12 protein-coding genes and 2 tRNA genes are annotated in these 16,506 nt (G+C 65.4%); 9 read left to right on the plus strand and 5 right to left on the minus strand.

Features of this window, described 5'->3' with window-relative positions; translation table 11 throughout:
- Window positions 1-441: 441 nt before the first annotated feature.
- A complete protein-coding gene (locus ACQR1H_RS30840; protein WP_434908658.1) occupies window positions 442-1,941 on the plus strand; it encodes an NAD(P)H-hydrate dehydratase in 1,500 nt (499 codons plus the stop codon).
- Window positions 1,942-2,152: 211 nt separating this feature from the next.
- Here the strand turns inward: ACQR1H_RS30840 and ACQR1H_RS30845 are convergent, their stop codons facing one another.
- Together ACQR1H_RS30845 and ACQR1H_RS30850 are read right to left on the minus strand one after the other, a co-directional pair.
- Window positions 2,153-3,235, minus strand: coding sequence for an enolase C-terminal domain-like protein (locus tag ACQR1H_RS30845; RefSeq protein WP_434908659.1), 1,083 nt, complete (start codon window positions 3,233-3,235; stop codon window positions 2,153-2,155).
- A gap of 27 nt (window positions 3,236-3,262) precedes the next feature.
- Entirely contained in the window at window positions 3,263-4,567 is a 1,305-nt protein-coding gene (locus ACQR1H_RS30850) for a multicopper oxidase domain-containing protein (protein ID WP_316181563.1), read from the minus strand.
- A 174-nt stretch (window positions 4,568-4,741) separates the two neighbouring features.
- Between ACQR1H_RS30850 and ACQR1H_RS30855 the strand changes: the two genes are divergently transcribed.
- The 6 genes from ACQR1H_RS30855 to ACQR1H_RS30880 all read left to right on the plus strand — a co-directional run bounded on the left by ACQR1H_RS30855 (window position 4,742) and on the right by ACQR1H_RS30880 (window position 12,012).
- Window positions 4,742-4,826, plus strand: a tRNA-Leu gene (locus ACQR1H_RS30855).
- Window positions 4,827-4,998: 172 nt separating this feature from the next.
- Complete coding sequence (tig, locus tag ACQR1H_RS30860; protein ID WP_315799688.1) at window positions 4,999-6,357, plus strand: trigger factor; 1,359 nt, start codon at window positions 4,999-5,001, stop codon at window positions 6,355-6,357.
- Between the two features lie 296 nt (window positions 6,358-6,653).
- Window positions 6,654-7,286: an ATP-dependent Clp protease proteolytic subunit gene (locus tag ACQR1H_RS30865; RefSeq protein WP_172109612.1), complete on the plus strand. Its 633-nt coding sequence runs from the start codon at window positions 6,654-6,656 to the stop codon at window positions 7,284-7,286.
- Window positions 7,287-7,728: 442 nt separating this feature from the next.
- Window positions 7,729-9,003, plus strand: a complete 1,275-nt coding sequence (clpX, locus tag ACQR1H_RS30870) for an ATP-dependent Clp protease ATP-binding subunit ClpX (protein WP_012044595.1) — start codon at window positions 7,729-7,731, stop codon at window positions 9,001-9,003.
- Between the two features lie 327 nt (window positions 9,004-9,330).
- Window positions 9,331-11,754 (plus strand): endopeptidase La, encoded by a 2,424-nt coding sequence (lon, locus tag ACQR1H_RS30875; RefSeq protein ID WP_006611021.1) that lies wholly within the window; start codon window positions 9,331-9,333, stop codon window positions 11,752-11,754.
- 181 nt (window positions 11,755-11,935) lie between these two features.
- Window positions 11,936-12,012 (plus strand) — tRNA-Val (locus tag ACQR1H_RS30880).
- Between the two features lie 37 nt (window positions 12,013-12,049).
- Here ACQR1H_RS30880 and ACQR1H_RS30885 read toward each other — a convergent pair.
- Window positions 12,050-12,277 (minus strand): hypothetical protein, encoded by a 228-nt coding sequence (locus ACQR1H_RS30885; RefSeq protein ID WP_315799689.1) that lies wholly within the window; start codon window positions 12,275-12,277, stop codon window positions 12,050-12,052.
- Between the two features lie 194 nt (window positions 12,278-12,471).
- On the opposite strand from ACQR1H_RS30885, the gene ACQR1H_RS30890 reads away from it, so the two are divergent.
- Complete coding sequence (locus tag ACQR1H_RS30890; protein WP_316181443.1) at window positions 12,472-12,957, plus strand: Crp/Fnr family transcriptional regulator; 486 nt, start codon at window positions 12,472-12,474, stop codon at window positions 12,955-12,957.
- Here the strand turns inward: ACQR1H_RS30890 and ACQR1H_RS30895 are convergent.
- Entirely contained in the window at window positions 12,896-13,723 is an 828-nt protein-coding gene (locus ACQR1H_RS30895) for a metallophosphoesterase family protein (RefSeq protein WP_316181441.1), read from the minus strand. The genes ACQR1H_RS30890 and ACQR1H_RS30895 overlap by 62 nt on opposite strands.
- Before the next feature lie 195 nt (window positions 13,724-13,918).
- Here ACQR1H_RS30895 and ACQR1H_RS30900 point away from each other — a divergent pair, with 195 nt between their 5' ends.
- On the plus strand, window positions 13,919-14,776 hold the full coding sequence (locus ACQR1H_RS30900; RefSeq protein ID WP_316181439.1) for a class I SAM-dependent methyltransferase: 858 nt from the start codon (window positions 13,919-13,921) through the stop codon (window positions 14,774-14,776).
- Between the two features lie 18 nt (window positions 14,777-14,794).
- On the opposite strand, the gene pepT is transcribed toward ACQR1H_RS30900, so the two are convergent.
- Window positions 14,795-16,051, minus strand: coding sequence for a peptidase T (pepT, locus tag ACQR1H_RS30905; RefSeq protein WP_316181436.1), 1,257 nt, complete (start codon window positions 16,049-16,051; stop codon window positions 14,795-14,797).
- Between the last annotated feature and the right edge of the window lie 455 nt (window positions 16,052-16,506).

Below are 16,506 nucleotides of genomic sequence, written 5' to 3' on the forward strand. Positions count from 1 at the left end.
ACTCTCCGGCGGAGGCCGGGTGATTGACTGCCCGACTTGCCCCGTGCCGAAGTGGCTCCACAAAAGCAGGGTCTATGCCAAGTCGTTAACGGGCCCAAATAGGGCCGATAATCAGGCATTTCACGAGCGCCCTGACGATTCCCTCAAGGAACGTCTAGAATACCGGAGCCTTGAGATTAGGCAAACAGATCAAACGTTGTGCAGACATCGACGATCCAGACGCGCGCTGTCCGAAATGCCCAGGGAAAAGGCGACATGCCGGGTTTCGTCGCGTCTTGCCAGACGCGCAGCGCCCTTGGAAGTTGCGGGCCGGCGCGGCAATAGGAAGCGCGGGATTCGCGCGCGCCGGCTCCTCGGGACGGGGCGCCGACGCCCGCTGAGACGCGATGGGGACGATATCACGCAGCCGGCGCTAGACGGCGGCTGGGGACGAGAGCGGCGATGGAAATCTTGACCACGAGCGAAATGGAGCGCGCCGACCGGCTGACGATCGCAGCCGGCACGCCGGGCTTTTCGCTGATGCTGAGCGCCGGCCAGGCAGTGGCCGAGGCGGCCATGGACCTGGTCGAGACCGGGCCGATCGTGGTGGTCTGCGGGCCGGGCAACAATGGCGGCGACGGCTTCGTTGCCGCGGCCGAACTCGCCGCGCAGGGCAGGGACGTCTCGGTCATCCTGATGTGCGAGCGCGACGCGTTGCACGGCGACGCGGCCTCCGCCGCCAAGGGCTGGAAGTTTCCGGTGCTGCCGTTCACGCCGCAGGCGATCGGCAGGCCGGTGCTGATCATCGACGCGCTGTTCGGCGCCGGCCTCAGCCGGCCCGTCACCGGCGAGCCTCATGACGTCATCGCAGCGATCAACGGCAATGGCGCGCCGGTGCTCGCGGTCGACCTGCCGAGCGGCATCAACGGCACCACGGGCGCGGTGATGGGCATCGCAGTCCGCGCCACCGAGACGGTGACCTTCTTCCGCAAGAAGCCGGCGCATCTGCTGCTGCCGGGCCGCCAGCATTGCGGGCGCGTCCGGCTCGCCGACATCGGCATCGCTCCCCAGGTGCTCGCGGAGATCAGGCCGCAGGCCTTCGAGAACGATCCCGAGCTGTGGCAGGGCCATTTTCCGGTGCCACGCATCGACGGCCACAAATACGCCCGCGGGCACGTGCTGGCGATGTCCGGCGACGTCACCGCCACGGGCGCGGCGCGGATGGCCGCGCGGGCCGCGTTGCGGGCCGGCGCCGGCCTCGTCACGCTGGCCTCGCCGCGGGATGCGCTGGCGGTCAATGCCGCGGCGCTGACGGCGGTGATGGTGCGCGCCGCCGACACCGCGATCGCGTTCGGCGAATTGCTCGGCGACAAGCGCTACAACACCTGCATCATCGGGCCCGGCACCGGCGTCAGCGAGCGCACGCGCGACCTCGTCTACACCGCGCTCACGGCGCAGCGTCACCTCGTGCTCGATGCCGACGCGTTGACGAGCTTCGCCGATGCGCCGGAGCGGCTGTTCGAGCAGCTCAGGGCGATGGCCGAGGCGCAGATCGTGCTGACACCGCACGAGGGCGAGTTCCCCCGGCTGTTCTCCGATCTCAGCAACAAGCATCCCGGCCGCTCCAAGCTGGAGCGCGTCCGCGCGGCAGCGGTGCGCTGCGGCGCCGTGGTGCTGTTGAAGGGCGCCGACACGACGGTGGCCGCGCCCGACGGCCGCGCCGCAATCGCCGCCAACGCACCGCCCTGGCTCGCCACCGCCGGCGCCGGCGACGTACTCGCCGGCATCATCGCCGGCATGCTGGCGCAGGGTGTGCCGGCGTTCGAGGCCGCCTGCATCGGCGTCTGGATGCATGGCGAGGCGGGCAACGAGGCGGGGCCGGGGCTGATTGCCGAGGACCTGACGGAGACGCTGCCCGCGGTGTTCCGGCGGCTCTATGACCGGTTCGGGATCGAGTATTGAGCAGGGCGAGCCGTCGCCCGGCAGACACTGTCATGCCCGCCACCGGGTCTCGCCTTTGGCAAGCCCGATGACAGGCTCCAGCGGGCATCCAGTACGCCGCGGCCCATCGAGTCAATCACGGCCGCCTCGGCGTACGGGATCGCTCGGTCAACCCGGGCAATGACAGTTGTGGTTGCGGTGACGTCGGACCGTCTAGCTAACGCTGGTCGGCTCACGTGACCTGATACTTCGCCACCGCGCTCTCGTTCCACGCGAGCCCGAGGCCCGGGCCCTTCGCCGTCACCTTGCCGTCAATCACCTGCAGCGGCTCGGCGAGAATTGCGCCGGCGAAGTCCAGCACCTCCAGCCAGTGTGCCGTCGGCGTTACCGCCAGGACATGCGCGCTCGCCTCGGGCAGGATGTGGCTCGACATCGGGATCGAGGCGGCATCGGCCTGACCTGCGACGTTGAGCCAGCCGGTGATGCCGCCGACCTTCATCAGGTCGGGCATGATGAAGTCGGACGCGCCGGCTGCGATTGCCTCGGCAAAGCCGCGCGGAAACCACCAGTTCTCGCCGGCCTGGATCGGGATCTCCGACCGCTCGCGCACCCGGGCATGGCCGGAGAGATTCTCCTGCGGCACCGGCTCCTCGATCCAGGTCAGGCCGTAGTCCGCAAGGCGCGTGATTCTGCGCGTGGCTTCCGGGGGATCGAGCGACTGGTTGAAGTCGAGCATCAGCGCCATGTCCGGGCCGAGCAGGGCGCGCAGGCCCTTGATCATCGCTTCGTCGGTGGCGACGTCACCATGACCGCCCTTGGTCTTGATGGCGCGGAAGCCGTGCTCGTCGCGCGCGGCGCGCAAGATGCGCTCGTCGTCCTTTGCATCGAGCACGCCATAGCTGTCATAGGCCGGAATCGGCCGCGCCGTGCCGCCGAGCAGCTCGACGACGGGCTTGCCGGCGAGCTGACCGAGCGCGTCCCAGAACGCCATGTCGAGGCCCGAGACGGCCATGCCGACGAGGCCCTGCCAGCCGAGCAGGCGGAATTTGGCGTCCATGAGTTTCATCAGGTCGAACGGGACCAGGGCCTGGCCATTGAGCTCGCGGCCGATCTCCTCGACCAGATGCAGTAGCGGTTTCAACGCGATCCTGGTGTAAGCGAACAGGTAGGAGTGGCCGGTAACCCCCTGATCGGTGGCGACGTCGATCAGCACCAGCGGTCCGGAGTCGATGATGCCGAATGCGTTGCGCAAGGGGCGCTTCATGGGCGTGATCACGGCGCGCGCCGTGACCCCGGTGATGGCAGCGATGGTCATGGGGACTGTTCCCTCAGGTTCGTTTCCTCACCGGATCTCATACCATCGCAGCAGGCGCGGCGCTGCCCAGCTGGTCGCCATGCTCTCGACCAGGAACCGGCCGGACTGCTCGGCAAGGAACGCAATGCGCTGGGTCTGGCCGGCCTCCAGTGCCAGCGTGTCGAGCCAATAGGGCTTCCAGCCGTCGTCGAGCTGGTCGAGCAGCCGGAACGGCTGGCCGTGCAAATGGACCACACGGGAGGCGGCGGTCTTGTTGGTAAGAGCCAGCACGACCACCCGGCCGGCCTTCGCCTGCAAGGCGGGTTCGGCGGTGGCGCTGAACTGGGCGGGTGGTCGCCACTCGGCGCCGTCGAGCGCGAGTTCGGCCCGAACGGCCGTCTTGAGGTCCAGTCTGTCCGGCAAACCGTTCGACGGCAAAGCCTGCGCCGGCGGCAGTGGGGCGGCACGGAGCGGCGGCTCGCTGGACGCCATCAGCCGGGCGAGGGGACGCGGATTGCTGCCGTCGTGCAGCAGCACGGCCAGCGCCGTCTTGGCGGCGGGCATGTCGATGAAGACGTCGGTCCGGCCGCCGGGCGGCAGCACCACCGCGCCGTTTCGCGCCAGGAAAGGCTCGGCCGGCTGGCCGTCGATGGCCATCACGCGGACGGCGTCGAGGTCGGCGATTTTGATCGCGATCACAGCGCGTTGACAGCCATTGATGAACCGCAGCCTGACCCGCGCATGGGTCCGCAGCGCGATCTCGGGCTGGGTCTGCCCATTGACGGTGTAGAGGAGCTCGGCGTCCGTCGCCTCGGTTCCCGGCGCAACCGCGGTGCCGTCGGCCTTGAGCCTGAAGTCCTCGATCAGGAAAACCTCGTCGCGGTCGACAGTTACCGTCGCGGCCTCATCGACGATGACAGGCAGCGGGCGGATCGCCACGACGTCGGCCAGCAGCCGCAGGTCGAGCAGGCCGGTCCCGGCCCGCGACGCCAGGGCTGGAATGGTGGCCCGGCCGCCGGGGCCGATCTCCGCCTGCGCCAGCAGCGGGGCGGGCAAAGCGAGGCCGCGGCTGGACAGCGCGGCGGGGATCGTAAGGCCATTCGAAAGGTCGAGATCCAGGGCCGTGCCGCGGGCAAGCCGGACCACCGGGGCCGGTGCTGCCAGCCGCCAGAGCGGGCTGGCCGCGCGTCCCTGGGCCAGCACGAGAGATTCGCCGCGAGCGTTCAACGAAACCGAGATTCGGCGAGCGGCCCGCGCCGGGCGGGCAAACGAGGCCGCGCCGGCTGCCGCGAGGCCGCCGAGCAGGGCGCGGCGGCTGAGCCCCTCCGACGATTCCGTCATGCGACAAAACATCGTGCAATGAGGGGGATGCGGATCATGCTGTTTTCCCTTATCTGTGCGTTCGACACGGTCGATCGGCCTGCCGGTGGTGCTTTCGACAGCCCATTTTTTTGCTGCGGACGGTTTCGTGCGTGGTATAAGCCGCGCCGCCCGCGGCACCGCGGCCGGGCTATCGATGCAGTTCACGCGGGCGTGGCGGAACTGGTAGACGCGCTGGATTTAGGTTCCAGTGACGAAAGTTGTGGGGGTTCGAGTCCCTCCGCCCGCACCAAGCGCTTCTCCGGCGTTTGCCCCTAGTTTTACCGGCGAACCCGTTCTCTCGCACAGAGAAGCGGGGCCGCCGATCCCACCGACGCAAGGCCCTTTGCCGCGCGTCGTCCACAATTGAGTCAGATGTGTCCGGATCGCAAGGGTTCGGACCGAAGCGGAAGAAGATTGACGCCATGCAGGTCACAGAAACCTTGTCGGAAGGCTTGAAGCACGAGTTCCAGATCAGCGTTCCGGCGGCGGATCTCGACGCCAAGGCGGATGCCAAGCTGGTCGATCTCAAGGACAAGGTCCGCATCAACGGCTTCCGCCCCGGCAAGGTGCCGGTCGCGCATCTGAAGAAGATCTACGGCAAGTCGGTCATGGCCGAGACCATCGACCAGACCATCCGCGACACCAACACGCAGATCTTCACCGAGCGCGGCTTCCGCCTGGCCACCGAGCCCAAGGTGACGATGCCGACCGAGGAAGCCGAGGTCGAGAAGATCCTCGCTGGCGAGTCCGACCTGACCTACACCGTGGCCGTCGAGGTCGTGCCGGCGATCGCGCTCGCCGACTTCAAGACCTTCTCGGTCGAAAAGCCGGTGGCCGACATCACCGACGCCGACGTCGACGAGGCGATCAAGCGCCTGGCCGATGCCAACCGTAGCTACGCCGCCAAGGCCGATGGCGCGAAGGCCGAGAACGGCGACCGCGTGAAGATCAACTTCAAGGGCACGATCGACGGCGTCGCCTTCGAGGGCGGCACCGGCGAGGGCATCGACGTCGTCATCGGCTCCAACACCTTCATCCCCGGTTTCGAGGACCAACTGGTCGGCATCGGCGTCGGCGAGACCCGTACGCTCAAGGTCACGTTCCCGACCAACTACCTGAACAACGAGCTCGCCGGTAAGGCCGCGGAGTTCGAGACCACGGCGACCGCGATCGAGGCGCCGGAAGACAAGGTGGTGGACGACGAGTTCGCCAAGACGCTCGGCCTGGAATCGCTCGACAAGCTGAAGCAGCTGATGCGCGATCGTCTCGCCGGCGAGTTCAGCCAGGCGACCCGCCAGCGCGTCAAGCGCGCGCTGCTCGACCGTCTCGACGAGACCCATAAGTTCGATGCGCCGCCGTCGTTGATCGACGAGGAGTTCAACCTGATGTGGAACTCGGTCAAGGCCGAGATGGATTCCAGCGGCAAGACCTTCGCCGACGAGAACACCACCGAGGACAAGGCGAAGGAGGAGTACCGCACCATCGCCGACCGCCGCGTGCGCCTCGGCCTCGTGCTCTCCGAGATCGGCGAGAAGAACAAGATCACCGTGACCGACGACGAGGTCAGCCGCGCCGTGATCGAGCGTGCGCGCTCGATGCCGGGCCGCGAGAAGGAGGTCTGGGACTTCTATCGCAGCAACCCGCAGGCGCTCGCGCAGCTGCGCGCGCCGATCTACGAGGACAAGGTCGTCGACTTCATCCTCGAGCTCGCCAATGTGACCGAGAAGAAGGTCTCCAAGGACGAGCTGTTCAAGGACGACGACAGCGACAAGGCTGCCTGAAAAGGCCGCCCATCGTAGGGTTCGCGACATAAGCGCGTGATTAAGGTTGACCGGCGAAAGCGCCGGTCAGCCCGGTTCGGGTGCTGGCCGCCGCCGCGGGAATCAGCTTGAACAGAGCAACGACCTCGCTCGCGGCTGGCCAGGGGCCCGGTCTTGTCACCGGCAAATTGGTCCATATCTGTGGGCTCGGTCTTGAAGTTCTGCATCACGGGACACCTGTCCGTCGCTGCTCGTTGAATGAGCCTCACCTGCGGCGGCCGGTCGTCTCAACTGCTGGTCCAACCCTTGGGTGATTCATGCGCGATCCCGTCGAAACCTATATGAACCTTGTGCCCATGGTGGTCGAACAGACCAACCGCGGTGAGCGCGCCTACGACATCTTCTCGCGCCTCCTGAAGGAGCGCATCATCTTCGTGACCGGTCCGGTCGAGGACGGCATGGCGACCCTGATCGTCGCGCAGCTGCTGTTCCTCGAGGCCGAGAACCCGAAGAAGGAAATCGCGATGTACATCAACTCGCCCGGTGGCGTGGTGACGTCGGGCCTCGCGATCTACGACACGATGCAATTCATCCGTCCGGCGGTGTCGACGCTGTGCACCGGCCAGGCGGCCTCGATGGGCTCGTTGCTGCTCTGTGCCGGCCACAAGGACATGCGCTTCTCGCTGCCGAACTCGCGCATCATGGTGCATCAGCCGTCCGGCGGGTTCCAGGGCCAGGCGACCGATATCATGCTGCACGCCCAGGAGATCCTGAACCTGAAGAAGCGGCTCAACGAGATCTACGTCAAGCACACCGGCCAGCCTTACAAGGCGATCGAGGACGCCCTGGAGCGCGACAAATTCCTCACGGCGGAAGCCGCCCAGGAGTTCGGCCTGATCGACAAGGTTCTCGACAAGCGGCCGGAAGATCCGGCGGCTATGGGCAAGTGAGCCCTCCGTAAACGAGGCGGGGTTCGTTTGACCCGCCTCGGAGCGCACAGCATCACCTTTGTCGGCCCGGGCCGGCAAAGGTACTGAGGTGGGGTCCCAAAAGGGTCGCAACCTTGCCGTGCGGCCGGCAAATAGGCGTGGCAAACACGCAACGCTCCGCTGATTTCGCGTGCTCTTACCGTGTCAAGCCCCAAAATCACGGTAATGTCACGGTCTAGGGTCTGTGCTCCGATTAGCGAATTCTTGATAGTCGGATGACAGCATGATTGGCTAGAGTGTCCAGTTATGGATCGTGGGGGATTCGCGTAGGTCGTGGGCGCACGACAGGTGAAGAACAAGGTGTTAATTTTGGTACGAAATTTGCTCTTTCACCAGTCTGGTCCGGCCCGTGCCGGATCGGAACGAACGAGCGGACAAGAGCGAACCGCGGACGGAGACAGGAATGAGTAAGGTCGGCACGAGCGACTCGAAGAACACGCTATATTGCTCGTTCTGCGGCAAGAGCCAGCACGAAGTCCGCAAACTGATCGCAGGTCCAACCGTCTTCATCTGCGACGAGTGCGTCGAACTCTGCATGGACATCATCCGCGAGGAGAACAAGTCCTCGCTGGTCAAGTCGCGCGACGGGATTCCGACCCCGAAGGAGATCTGCAAGGTCCTGGACGATTACGTCATCGGCCAGAACCACGCGAAGAAGGTGCTCTCGGTCGCCGTCCACAACCACTACAAGCGGCTGAATCACCAGACCAAGCACTCCGACGTCGAGCTCGCGAAGTCGAACATCCTGCTGATCGGTCCGACCGGATCGGGCAAGACGCTGCTCGCGCAGACGCTCGCCCGCATCCTGGACGTGCCGTTCACGATGGCGGATGCGACGACCCTGACCGAGGCCGGCTATGTCGGTGAGGACGTCGAGAACATCATCCTGAAGCTCTTGCAGGCGGCCGACTACAATGTCGAGCGCGCGCAGCGTGGCATTGTCTACATCGACGAGATCGACAAGATCAGTCGCAAGTCGGACAATCCCTCGATCACCCGCGACGTGTCGGGCGAGGGAGTCCAGCAGGCGCTGCTGAAGATCATGGAGGGCACGGTTGCGTCGGTTCCGCCGCAGGGCGGCCGCAAGCATCCGCAGCAGGAGTTCCTGCAGGTCGACACCACCAACATCCTGTTCATCTGCGGTGGTGCGTTTTCCGGTCTCGAGAAGATCATCTCGGCGCGCGGCCGGTCGACCTCGATCGGCTTCGCCGCCCAGGTTCTGGCGCCGGAAGACCGCCGCACCGGCGAGATCTTCCGTCACGTCGAGCCTGAGGATCTCCTGAAGTACGGCCTGATCCCCGAGTTCGTCGGCCGTCTGCCGGTCGTTGCGACGCTCGAGGACCTCGACGAGAACTCGCTCAAGAAGATCCTGACCGAGCCCAAGAACGCGCTGGTGAAGCAGTATCAGCGGCTGTTCGAGATGGAGAACATCGAGCTCACCTTCGCCGACGAGGCGCTGGGCGCGGTGGCGCGCAAGGCCATCGAGCGCAAGACCGGCGCGCGTGGTCTGCGGTCGATCCTCGAGAGCATCCTGCTCGAGACGATGTTCGACCTGCCGGGTCTCGAGGGCGTCGAGGAAGTGGTCATCTCGCGCGAAGTGGTCGAGGGCACCGCCCGTCCGCTCTACATCTACGCCGATCGGTCCGATCGCGCGGTGGAAAGCAGCGCCAGCGCGTGAGGCGCGCTGGTACGAGAGACAGAAGACCTCGATTTATTAGATCGGCGATCGCCGCGGACATCATGTCCGCGGCATCGCAGCGTTTCAGAGTCCCGCCGCGTAAAGCCATTTTTGGCGGGTGTTTACCGATACTTGACACCCCCCGGGTCGATAGCCACCTAATGTCGCGTGGCGATACAAATCTCAATCCCGGGATTCGCCTCAACAACGATCCGAAACAAGCGGGCGATATCGACGCGTCAGTGAAGTCCGGATCAGATCGCACCTTGTGGCGGTTGCGCACGATGGCGGACTGCGTGCAAGGGGGCTAAACAAAAGGAACAGGCCATGACGACCCCCAAACCCCGGCCGACCATCGTTTACGGCGAGAGCCACGCCTATCCGGTTCTGCCGCTCCGCGACATCGTCGTCTTCCCGCACAACATCGTTCCGCTGTTCGTCGGCCGCGAGAAATCCATCCGCGCCCTCGAAGAGGTGATGAAGAACGACGCGCTGGTGATGCTGGCGACGCAGAAGAACGCGTCCGACGACGATCCAGCTCCGGATGCGATCTACGAGACCGGGACGCTCGCCAGCGTGCTGCAACTCCTGAAGCTGCCCGACGGCACCGTGAAGGTGCTGGTCGAAGGACTGGAGCGCGCGCGCGTCGAGAAGTACACCGATCGCGCCGACTACTACGAAGCCACTGCCGTTGCGCTCGAGGACACCGACGCCAAGTCGGTCGAGGCCGAAGCGCTGGGCCGCTCCGTCGTGTCGGACTTCGAGAGCTATGTGAAGCTGAACAAGAAGATCTCGGCCGAGGTCGTCGGCGTCGTTCAGTCGATCACCGATTTCGGCAAGCTGGCCGACACCGTCGCCTCGCATCTCGCCGTCAAGATCGCGGATCGCCAGGGCATCCTGGAGACGCTGTCCGTCACCACGCGCCTGGAGAAGGTGCTGGGCCTGATGGAGAGCGAGATCTCGGTGCTGCAGGTCGAGAAGCGCATCCGCTCGCGTGTGAAGCGCCAGATGGAGAAGACCCAGCGCGAGTACTACCTGAATGAGCAGATGAAGGCCATTCAGAAGGAGCTGGGCGACGAGGACGGCCGTGACGAGCTCGCCGATCTGGAAGAGCGCATCAACAAGACCAAGCTCTCCAAGGAAGCGCGCGAGAAGGCCCAGCACGAGCTGAAGAAGCTGCGCCAGATGTCGCCGATGTCCGCGGAAGCGACCGTCGTGCGCAACTACCTGGATTGGCTGCTGTCGATCCCGTGGAACAAGAAGTCCAAGGTGAAGAAGGATCTGGAGGCCGCTCAGGCGGTTCTGGATGCGGATCACTATGGGCTGGAGAAGGTCAAGGACCGCATCGTCGAGTACCTGGCGGTGCAGTCGCGCGCCAACAAGCTGACCGGCCCGATCCTGTGCCTGGTCGGACCTCCCGGCGTCGGCAAGACCTCGCTCGGCAAGTCGATCGCGAAGGCCACGGGGCGCGAGTTCGTTCGCGTGTCGCTGGGCGGCGTGCGCGACGAGGCGGAGATCCGCGGTCATCGCCGGACCTATATCGGCTCGATGCCCGGCAAGATCATCCAGTCGATGCGCAAGGCCAAGACCTCGAATCCGCTCTTCCTGCTGGACGAGATCGACAAGATGGGCTCGGACTTCCGGGGTGATCCCTCGTCGGCGCTGCTGGAGGTCCTGGACCCCGAGCAGAACACGACGTTCAACGATCACTATCTGGAGGTCGACTACGACCTGTCGAACGTGATGTTCATCACGACCGCGAATACGCTGAATATTCCCGGACCGCTGATGGACCGCATGGAGATCATCCGCATCGCGGGCTACACCGAGACCGAAAAGCTCGAGATCGCCCGCAAGCACCTGATCCCCAGCGCGATCTCGAAGCACGGCCTGGACTCGAAGGAGTGGTCGATCGACGATGACGCGTTGCTGCTCGTGATCCGGCGCTACACCCGCGAAGCGGGCGTGCGTAATCTGGAGCGTGAGATTTCCACACTGGCCCGCAAGGCCGTGAAGGAGCTCATGATGTCCAAGAAGAAGTCGGTGAAGATCACCGAGAAGACCGTCGAGGAATTCTTGGGTGTTCCGAAGTACCGCTTCGGCGAGATCGAGAGCGACGATCAGGTCGGCATCGTGACGGGCTTGGCCTGGACCGATGTCGGTGGCGAGCTGCTGACGATCGAAGGCGTCATGATGCCCGGCAAGGGCAAGATGACGGTGACGGGCAATTTGCGCGACGTCATGAAGGAGTCGATCTCGGCGGCGGCCTCGTTCGTCCGCTCGAGGGCGATCAACTACGGCATCGAGCCGCCGCTGTTCGACCGGCGTGACATCCACGTCCACGTGCCGGAGGGAGCAACCCCGAAGGACGGACCGTCGGCGGGCGTCGCGATGGCGACGACCATCATCTCGGTGATGACCGGCATCCCGGTCCGTCACGACGTCGCGATGACCGGCGAGATCACCCTGCGTGGTCGTGTGCTGCCGATCGGCGGTCTGAAGGAGAAGCTGTTGGCTGCGGCCCGCGGCGGCATCAAGACGGTGCTGATCCCCGAGGACAACGCCAAGGATCTCACGGAGATTTCCGATGCGATCAAGGGCGGCATGGAGATCATCCCGGTCGCCCGTCTGGACGACGTCGTCGCCCGGGCCCTGGTCCGCAAGCCGGTGCCGATCGTCTGGGAAGAGGACACCAAGGTGCCCGTGAAGGCCGATGGCGACGAAGCCGCCGGCGGCCTGACCGCCCACTGACGACCGAACAGAACAAGGAAACGGCGCCCGAAGGGGCGCCGTTTTCGTTTGCGGGATCGAGCCACTGACTTCGAGCGTGCGGAGTCTGCCCCACCGTTCCCGCTGCGGCGGTTTCTCGCTGCCGCTGCGTGGTTCCGGCGTTGATTGCGGATCGGGCAGGGGGTAAAGAAGCGCGACGTGAGGGCGGCTAGCTCAGCTGGTTAGAGCATCTCGTTTACACCGAGAGGGTCGGGAGTTCGAATCTCTCGCCGCCTACCACTCGGATCTGCCGGCAGGCACGCTCGAATTGCGGTGGCTATTGCGGCAGGCGCTGTTTTTCCAGGCTGACCGCGATCCTTTCCAGAAGCGTGTTCGTACGTCTGGTTTCATCGATCTGCTGCTCGTAGAGCTGAACCACCTTCGCGCTGGGACCCAATCCGCCGCGACGGCTGAGCAAGAACCAAACCCCGATCAGGAAGATGAAGGGAAGCCAGGAGACGATCAGCTCCACGACCCATTGTTGCATGACGACCCATTCCCCCATTTGAACCTCTGTCAGAGGTAGCAGGATGGCTATACCGCAGCCTCGTGGTGAAGCGTAGGTGCTGCGGGACGTCGCCGTGGGACAGGGTTTAGAATCCTTTTCGGCGGCCACTACGAAGTGTCAGAACGATTTCGCGTGGTGACCAGCTCTTCTTCGGCTAGCTTCGCGCGGGGTGAAACATCGCGGACGAAACGATGACCGACTTCCTGCGTCACTGCACAGGCGGACACGAACGCATCATCGCGGCTGGCTCCGACCTGCTGGAGGAGGGCCACAGCACCGGGCATCTCTACATCCTGCTGGACGGGCGGCTGGAGGTCGTCAAGGCCGGGGCCACGGTGGCCGTCGTCTCCGAGCCGGGTGCGCTGTTCGGCGAGATGTCGCTGCTGCTGGAGCAGCCGCACACGGCGACCGTGCGGGCGCTTGCCGAGTGCCGGATCTATGAGATCCCCAATGCGCCGCGCTTCCTGACCGAGAATCCCGAGGCGACGCTGGCGATCGCGCGCATGCTGGCGCAGCGGCTCAATGTCGCCAATACCTATCTGGCCGACCTCAAGCGGCAATATGCCGGCCATGGCACGCACCTCGCGATGGTCGGCGACGTCCTGCAGAGCATGGTCAACCTGCCGCCGCAGCAGGTCTCGCCAGGAACGGATCTGGAATCCGATCCACGGCTCTGAGCCAGTCGGGCGCCGCTGTCACCGGCTGGGCCGGGCGCTCCAGCCGTCCGGCGAGGTCGATCCATTCGGCCTGCCCCGCCGACAGCCAGAACGCGCGCTGGGCATCGGTGTCGAGCACCATGTAGGTCGGCGGGCGCCCGGGCTGCCGTCCGGTGTTGAAGACCCAGGTCTCACCGACGCGATCGAACCAGGATCCGTTCGTGATGAAGGGCGACTGGTGGACGTGGCCGGAGATCACCATCGTTGGCCGATGGCGCGCGATGAAGCCTTCGAGCTCGGTATCGCCGAAGAAGCGCTTGCCGCCCCAGCTCACCGGCGAGTTGGCCGGCGGCGCATGATGCACCCAGATCCAGCGGGCCGCGTTGCGCGTCGCGGCGGCACCGAGCTGGCGCGCGATGGCGGCCTTGACGAGGGGACCGTCCCACCACGGGCAGATCGAGAACATGATGTCGCCGATCAGGAGGTTATCGCCGTCGGCCGCGATGCCGAGCTCCCGGACCGTTCCGATCCAGGCCGCGATCTTCTCGCCCTCGGGGCTGCGCTCCTCCAGGTCATGATTGCCGGAGCAGATCATGACCCGTGTCTTGGCCGCCAGGAGCGCGAGATAGGTCTTCACGACCACGATCTGGGCGCGGATGTCGACGATCGAGGCGAGATCGAGCGCATCGCCGGCGAAAACCACTGCGTCGAAATGATCGGCAGCCGCCACCAGCCAGTCGAACTGCGGCAGCGTGTAGTGAAGATCGGCAACGATGAGACAGCGCATGGGACTCCTGACGCGCAGGATCGAAGCAAGAGCGAGACCAGAGACAGCGAGACCAGATACAGTCCCGCCATCATATTTCGAGGAACCGGCCGACGTTCTTCGTCGGGCGCATCGCGGCCTCGTGCCTTGACAGGACGGGCGGCTGCATGCGGCGATGCCGGCTCTCGCAATGACCTCGATCAGACAGGGCACATCATGCAATTGCCGGCAGGGGACGACCGCAACGCCGACCAGATCGCCTATTGGAACGGCCCGGGCGGCCAGCGCTGGTCCGATCGCCAGGAGGCGCAGGACGTCCTGCTCGCGCCGGTGTCGCAGATCCTGATCGACCGCATCGCGGCCAAGCCGGGAGATCGTGTGCTCGACATCGGCTGTGGCTGCGGCGGCCTGTCGATCGCGCTGGCCCGACAGGTCGCGCCGGGCGGGCATGTGCTCGGCGTCGACATTTCCGCCCCGATGCTGGCGCGGGCGCGCGCCGTGGCGCCGGCAGGACCTGCTACCGAGTTCGTGCTGGCCGACGCCACCGTGCATCCGTTCGCGCCGGCGAGCTTTGATCTGCTGGTGTCGCGGTTCGGGGTGATGTTCTTTGCCGATCCGGTGGCGTCGTTCGCCAACATCCGCCGCGCGCTGAAGCCGGGCGGCCGGGTCGTGTTCGCCTGCTGGCGCGAGCCGAAGGCCAATCCGTGGATGATCGCGCCGCTGCAGGCGGTCTATCGTCACGTCCCGAAGCTGCCGGAGATGGCGCCGGAGGATCCGGGCCCGTTCGCGTTCGCATCCGAGGCGCGGGTGACGCGGATCCTCGGCGAAGCTGGCTTCACCGACGTCGCGCTGCAGGCGCACGCGCTGTCGTTCGACATCGCGCGCGGGCAGGGGCTGGACGCTGCGGTGCAATCGGCCTTCGAGATCGGTCCCGCCAGCCGCGCGCTGGAGGGGCACCCGGCGGAGACGCGCGATGCGGCGCGGCTCTCGGTGCGCGAGCTGCTCGCTCAGCATCAGGACGGCGGCAGCGTCACGCTGTCGGGCTCGATCTGGCTGGTGACGGCCCGCGCCTGACGCGGCACCGGACGGCACTCAGGATCGCTCTTCCCAGATCATCGCCAGATGGACGATGGTCTGCGCCGCCTTCTCCATGTCCTTGACGCTGACCCATTCGAGACGCGAGTGGAAGGCATGCTCGCCGGCGAAGATGTTGGGGCAGGGCAGGCCCATGAACGACAGCCGCGAACCGTCGGTGCCGCCGCGGATCGATGTCCGGACAGGCGTCAGTCCGGCGCGGCGGATCGCCTCCTCGGCATAGGTCACGATCTCCGGATGCCGGTCGATGACCTCCTTCATGTTGCGGTATTGCTGCCGGACCTCCATCCGATAGGTCGAGCGCGGATAGTCCTTCAGGACATCCCTGACGATGTCCTCGAGCAGCGCTTCCTTCTGCCGCAGGCCCTGCTCGCTGAAATCGCGCACGATGAAGTCGAGCCGCGCCTGTTCGAGCGCGCCGGAGATCCCGACCGGATGCAGGAAGCCTTCCTTGCCCTCCGTCGTCTCCGGCGAGCAGCCATCCTTCGGGAGCCGATCGACGATTGCGGACGCGATCTTGATCGCATGCTCCATCTTGCCCTTGGCAAAGCCGGGATGGGCGCTGACGCCGTTGATGAGGATGGTGGCGCCGTCGGCGGAGAAGGTCTCGTCCTCGATGTTGCCGGCGGTCTCGCCATCCATCGTATAGCCGAAATCGGCGCCCAGCTTCTTCAGGTCGACCCTGTCGACGCCGCGGCCGATCTCCTCGTCCGGCGTGAACAGGATCTTGATGGTGCCGTGCTTGATCTGTGGATTGCTGATCAGGAATTGCGCCGCGTCCATGATCTCGGCGATGCCGGCCTTGTTGTCGGCGCCCAGCAGGGTCGTGCCGTCGGTGGTGACGATGTCGCTGCCGATCTGGTCCTTCAATGCAGGATGCTCTGCCGCGCGGATGATCTGGCTCGGGTCCGCCGGCAGCACGATGTCGCCGCCCTGGTAGTTGCGCACGATCTGCGGCTTCACGTTGGCCCCGGAGCAGTCGGGCGACGTGTCCATATGCGAGCAGAAGCAGATCACCGGCACGGCCTTGTCGGTGGTGGCGGGGATGGTCGCGTAGACGTAGCCGTTGTCGTCCAGATGGGCGTCCGAAAGCCCCATCGCCTGCAGCTCGGCTGCGAGCATCCGGCCAAGATTTTTCTGCTTGAGCGTCGAAGGACAGGTCGGCGACGTCGGGTCCGACTGGGTGTCGATCACGGCGTAGCGGAGCAGGCGCTCGGTGACGGAGTGGGTATAGCTGCGAAGCGGGTCGGACATGGGCACCACGAGAGAGAGAGAGAGAGAGGTTGCCGGAGGTATCAGTATACTAATATATCAGTTATTGCATGCCAGATACCAGGAGCGGCAGGTTATCAATGGTTTCAGCTCTGATCAAAGAACGTCCGCCAGCTCCCGTGCTGCGGAATACGACGTTTCGCGGCCGGCGTTGATCAGCACCGCTTCGCCGACGGCAGGATTGAGCTCCATCTGCAGGATACCGCCTCCGGCGATTCGAAGCTCAGCTTGCTCGCACAGGTGCCGGGCGATTCGTGGGCGGCGTCCGCGAGGAATCTCCTCTCACTCGCTTCCTGGTCAGCCCGTGCGCCTCGACCGGGACGGCGGCCGGAAATTTCAATATGCCCGGTCGAAAGTATGCCTGGTCGGACTTGGCGCCCATTTTGCCATATCCGGCCTGCGACGTCTTCGCGAAGCGACCGCCACGGCCGCGGGGC

The organism is Bradyrhizobium sp. HKCCYLRH2015 (assembly GCF_051168215.1).
In the GTDB taxonomy this organism is placed as follows: domain Bacteria; phylum Pseudomonadota; class Alphaproteobacteria; order Rhizobiales; family Xanthobacteraceae; genus Bradyrhizobium.

Bases quoted from the DNA above. Each gene is read 5' to 3' on its own strand.
- ACQR1H_RS30840 (WP_434908658.1), top strand. From the start codon at position 442: ATGGAAATCTTGACCACGAGCGAAATGGAGCGCGCCGACCGGCTGACG.
- ACQR1H_RS30845 (WP_434908659.1), bottom strand. From the start codon at position 3,235: ATGACCATCGCTGCCATCACCGGGGTCACGGCGCGCGCCGTGATCACG.
- ACQR1H_RS30850 (WP_316181563.1), bottom strand. From the start codon at position 4,567: ATGTTTTGTCGCATGACGGAATCGTCGGAGGGGCTCAGCCGCCGCGCC.
- tig (WP_315799688.1), top strand. From the start codon at position 4,999: ATGCAGGTCACAGAAACCTTGTCGGAAGGCTTGAAGCACGAGTTCCAG.
- ACQR1H_RS30865 (WP_172109612.1), top strand. From the start codon at position 6,654: ATGCGCGATCCCGTCGAAACCTATATGAACCTTGTGCCCATGGTGGTC.
- clpX (WP_012044595.1), top strand. From the start codon at position 7,729: ATGAGTAAGGTCGGCACGAGCGACTCGAAGAACACGCTATATTGCTCG.
- lon (WP_006611021.1), top strand. From the start codon at position 9,331: ATGACGACCCCCAAACCCCGGCCGACCATCGTTTACGGCGAGAGCCAC.
- ACQR1H_RS30885 (WP_315799689.1), bottom strand. From the start codon at position 12,277: ATGGGGGAATGGGTCGTCATGCAACAATGGGTCGTGGAGCTGATCGTC.
- ACQR1H_RS30890 (WP_316181443.1), top strand. From the start codon at position 12,472: ATGACCGACTTCCTGCGTCACTGCACAGGCGGACACGAACGCATCATC.
- ACQR1H_RS30895 (WP_316181441.1), bottom strand. From the start codon at position 13,723: ATGCGCTGTCTCATCGTTGCCGATCTTCACTACACGCTGCCGCAGTTC.
- ACQR1H_RS30900 (WP_316181439.1), top strand. From the start codon at position 13,919: ATGCAATTGCCGGCAGGGGACGACCGCAACGCCGACCAGATCGCCTAT.
- pepT (WP_316181436.1), bottom strand. From the start codon at position 16,051: ATGTCCGACCCGCTTCGCAGCTATACCCACTCCGTCACCGAGCGCCTG.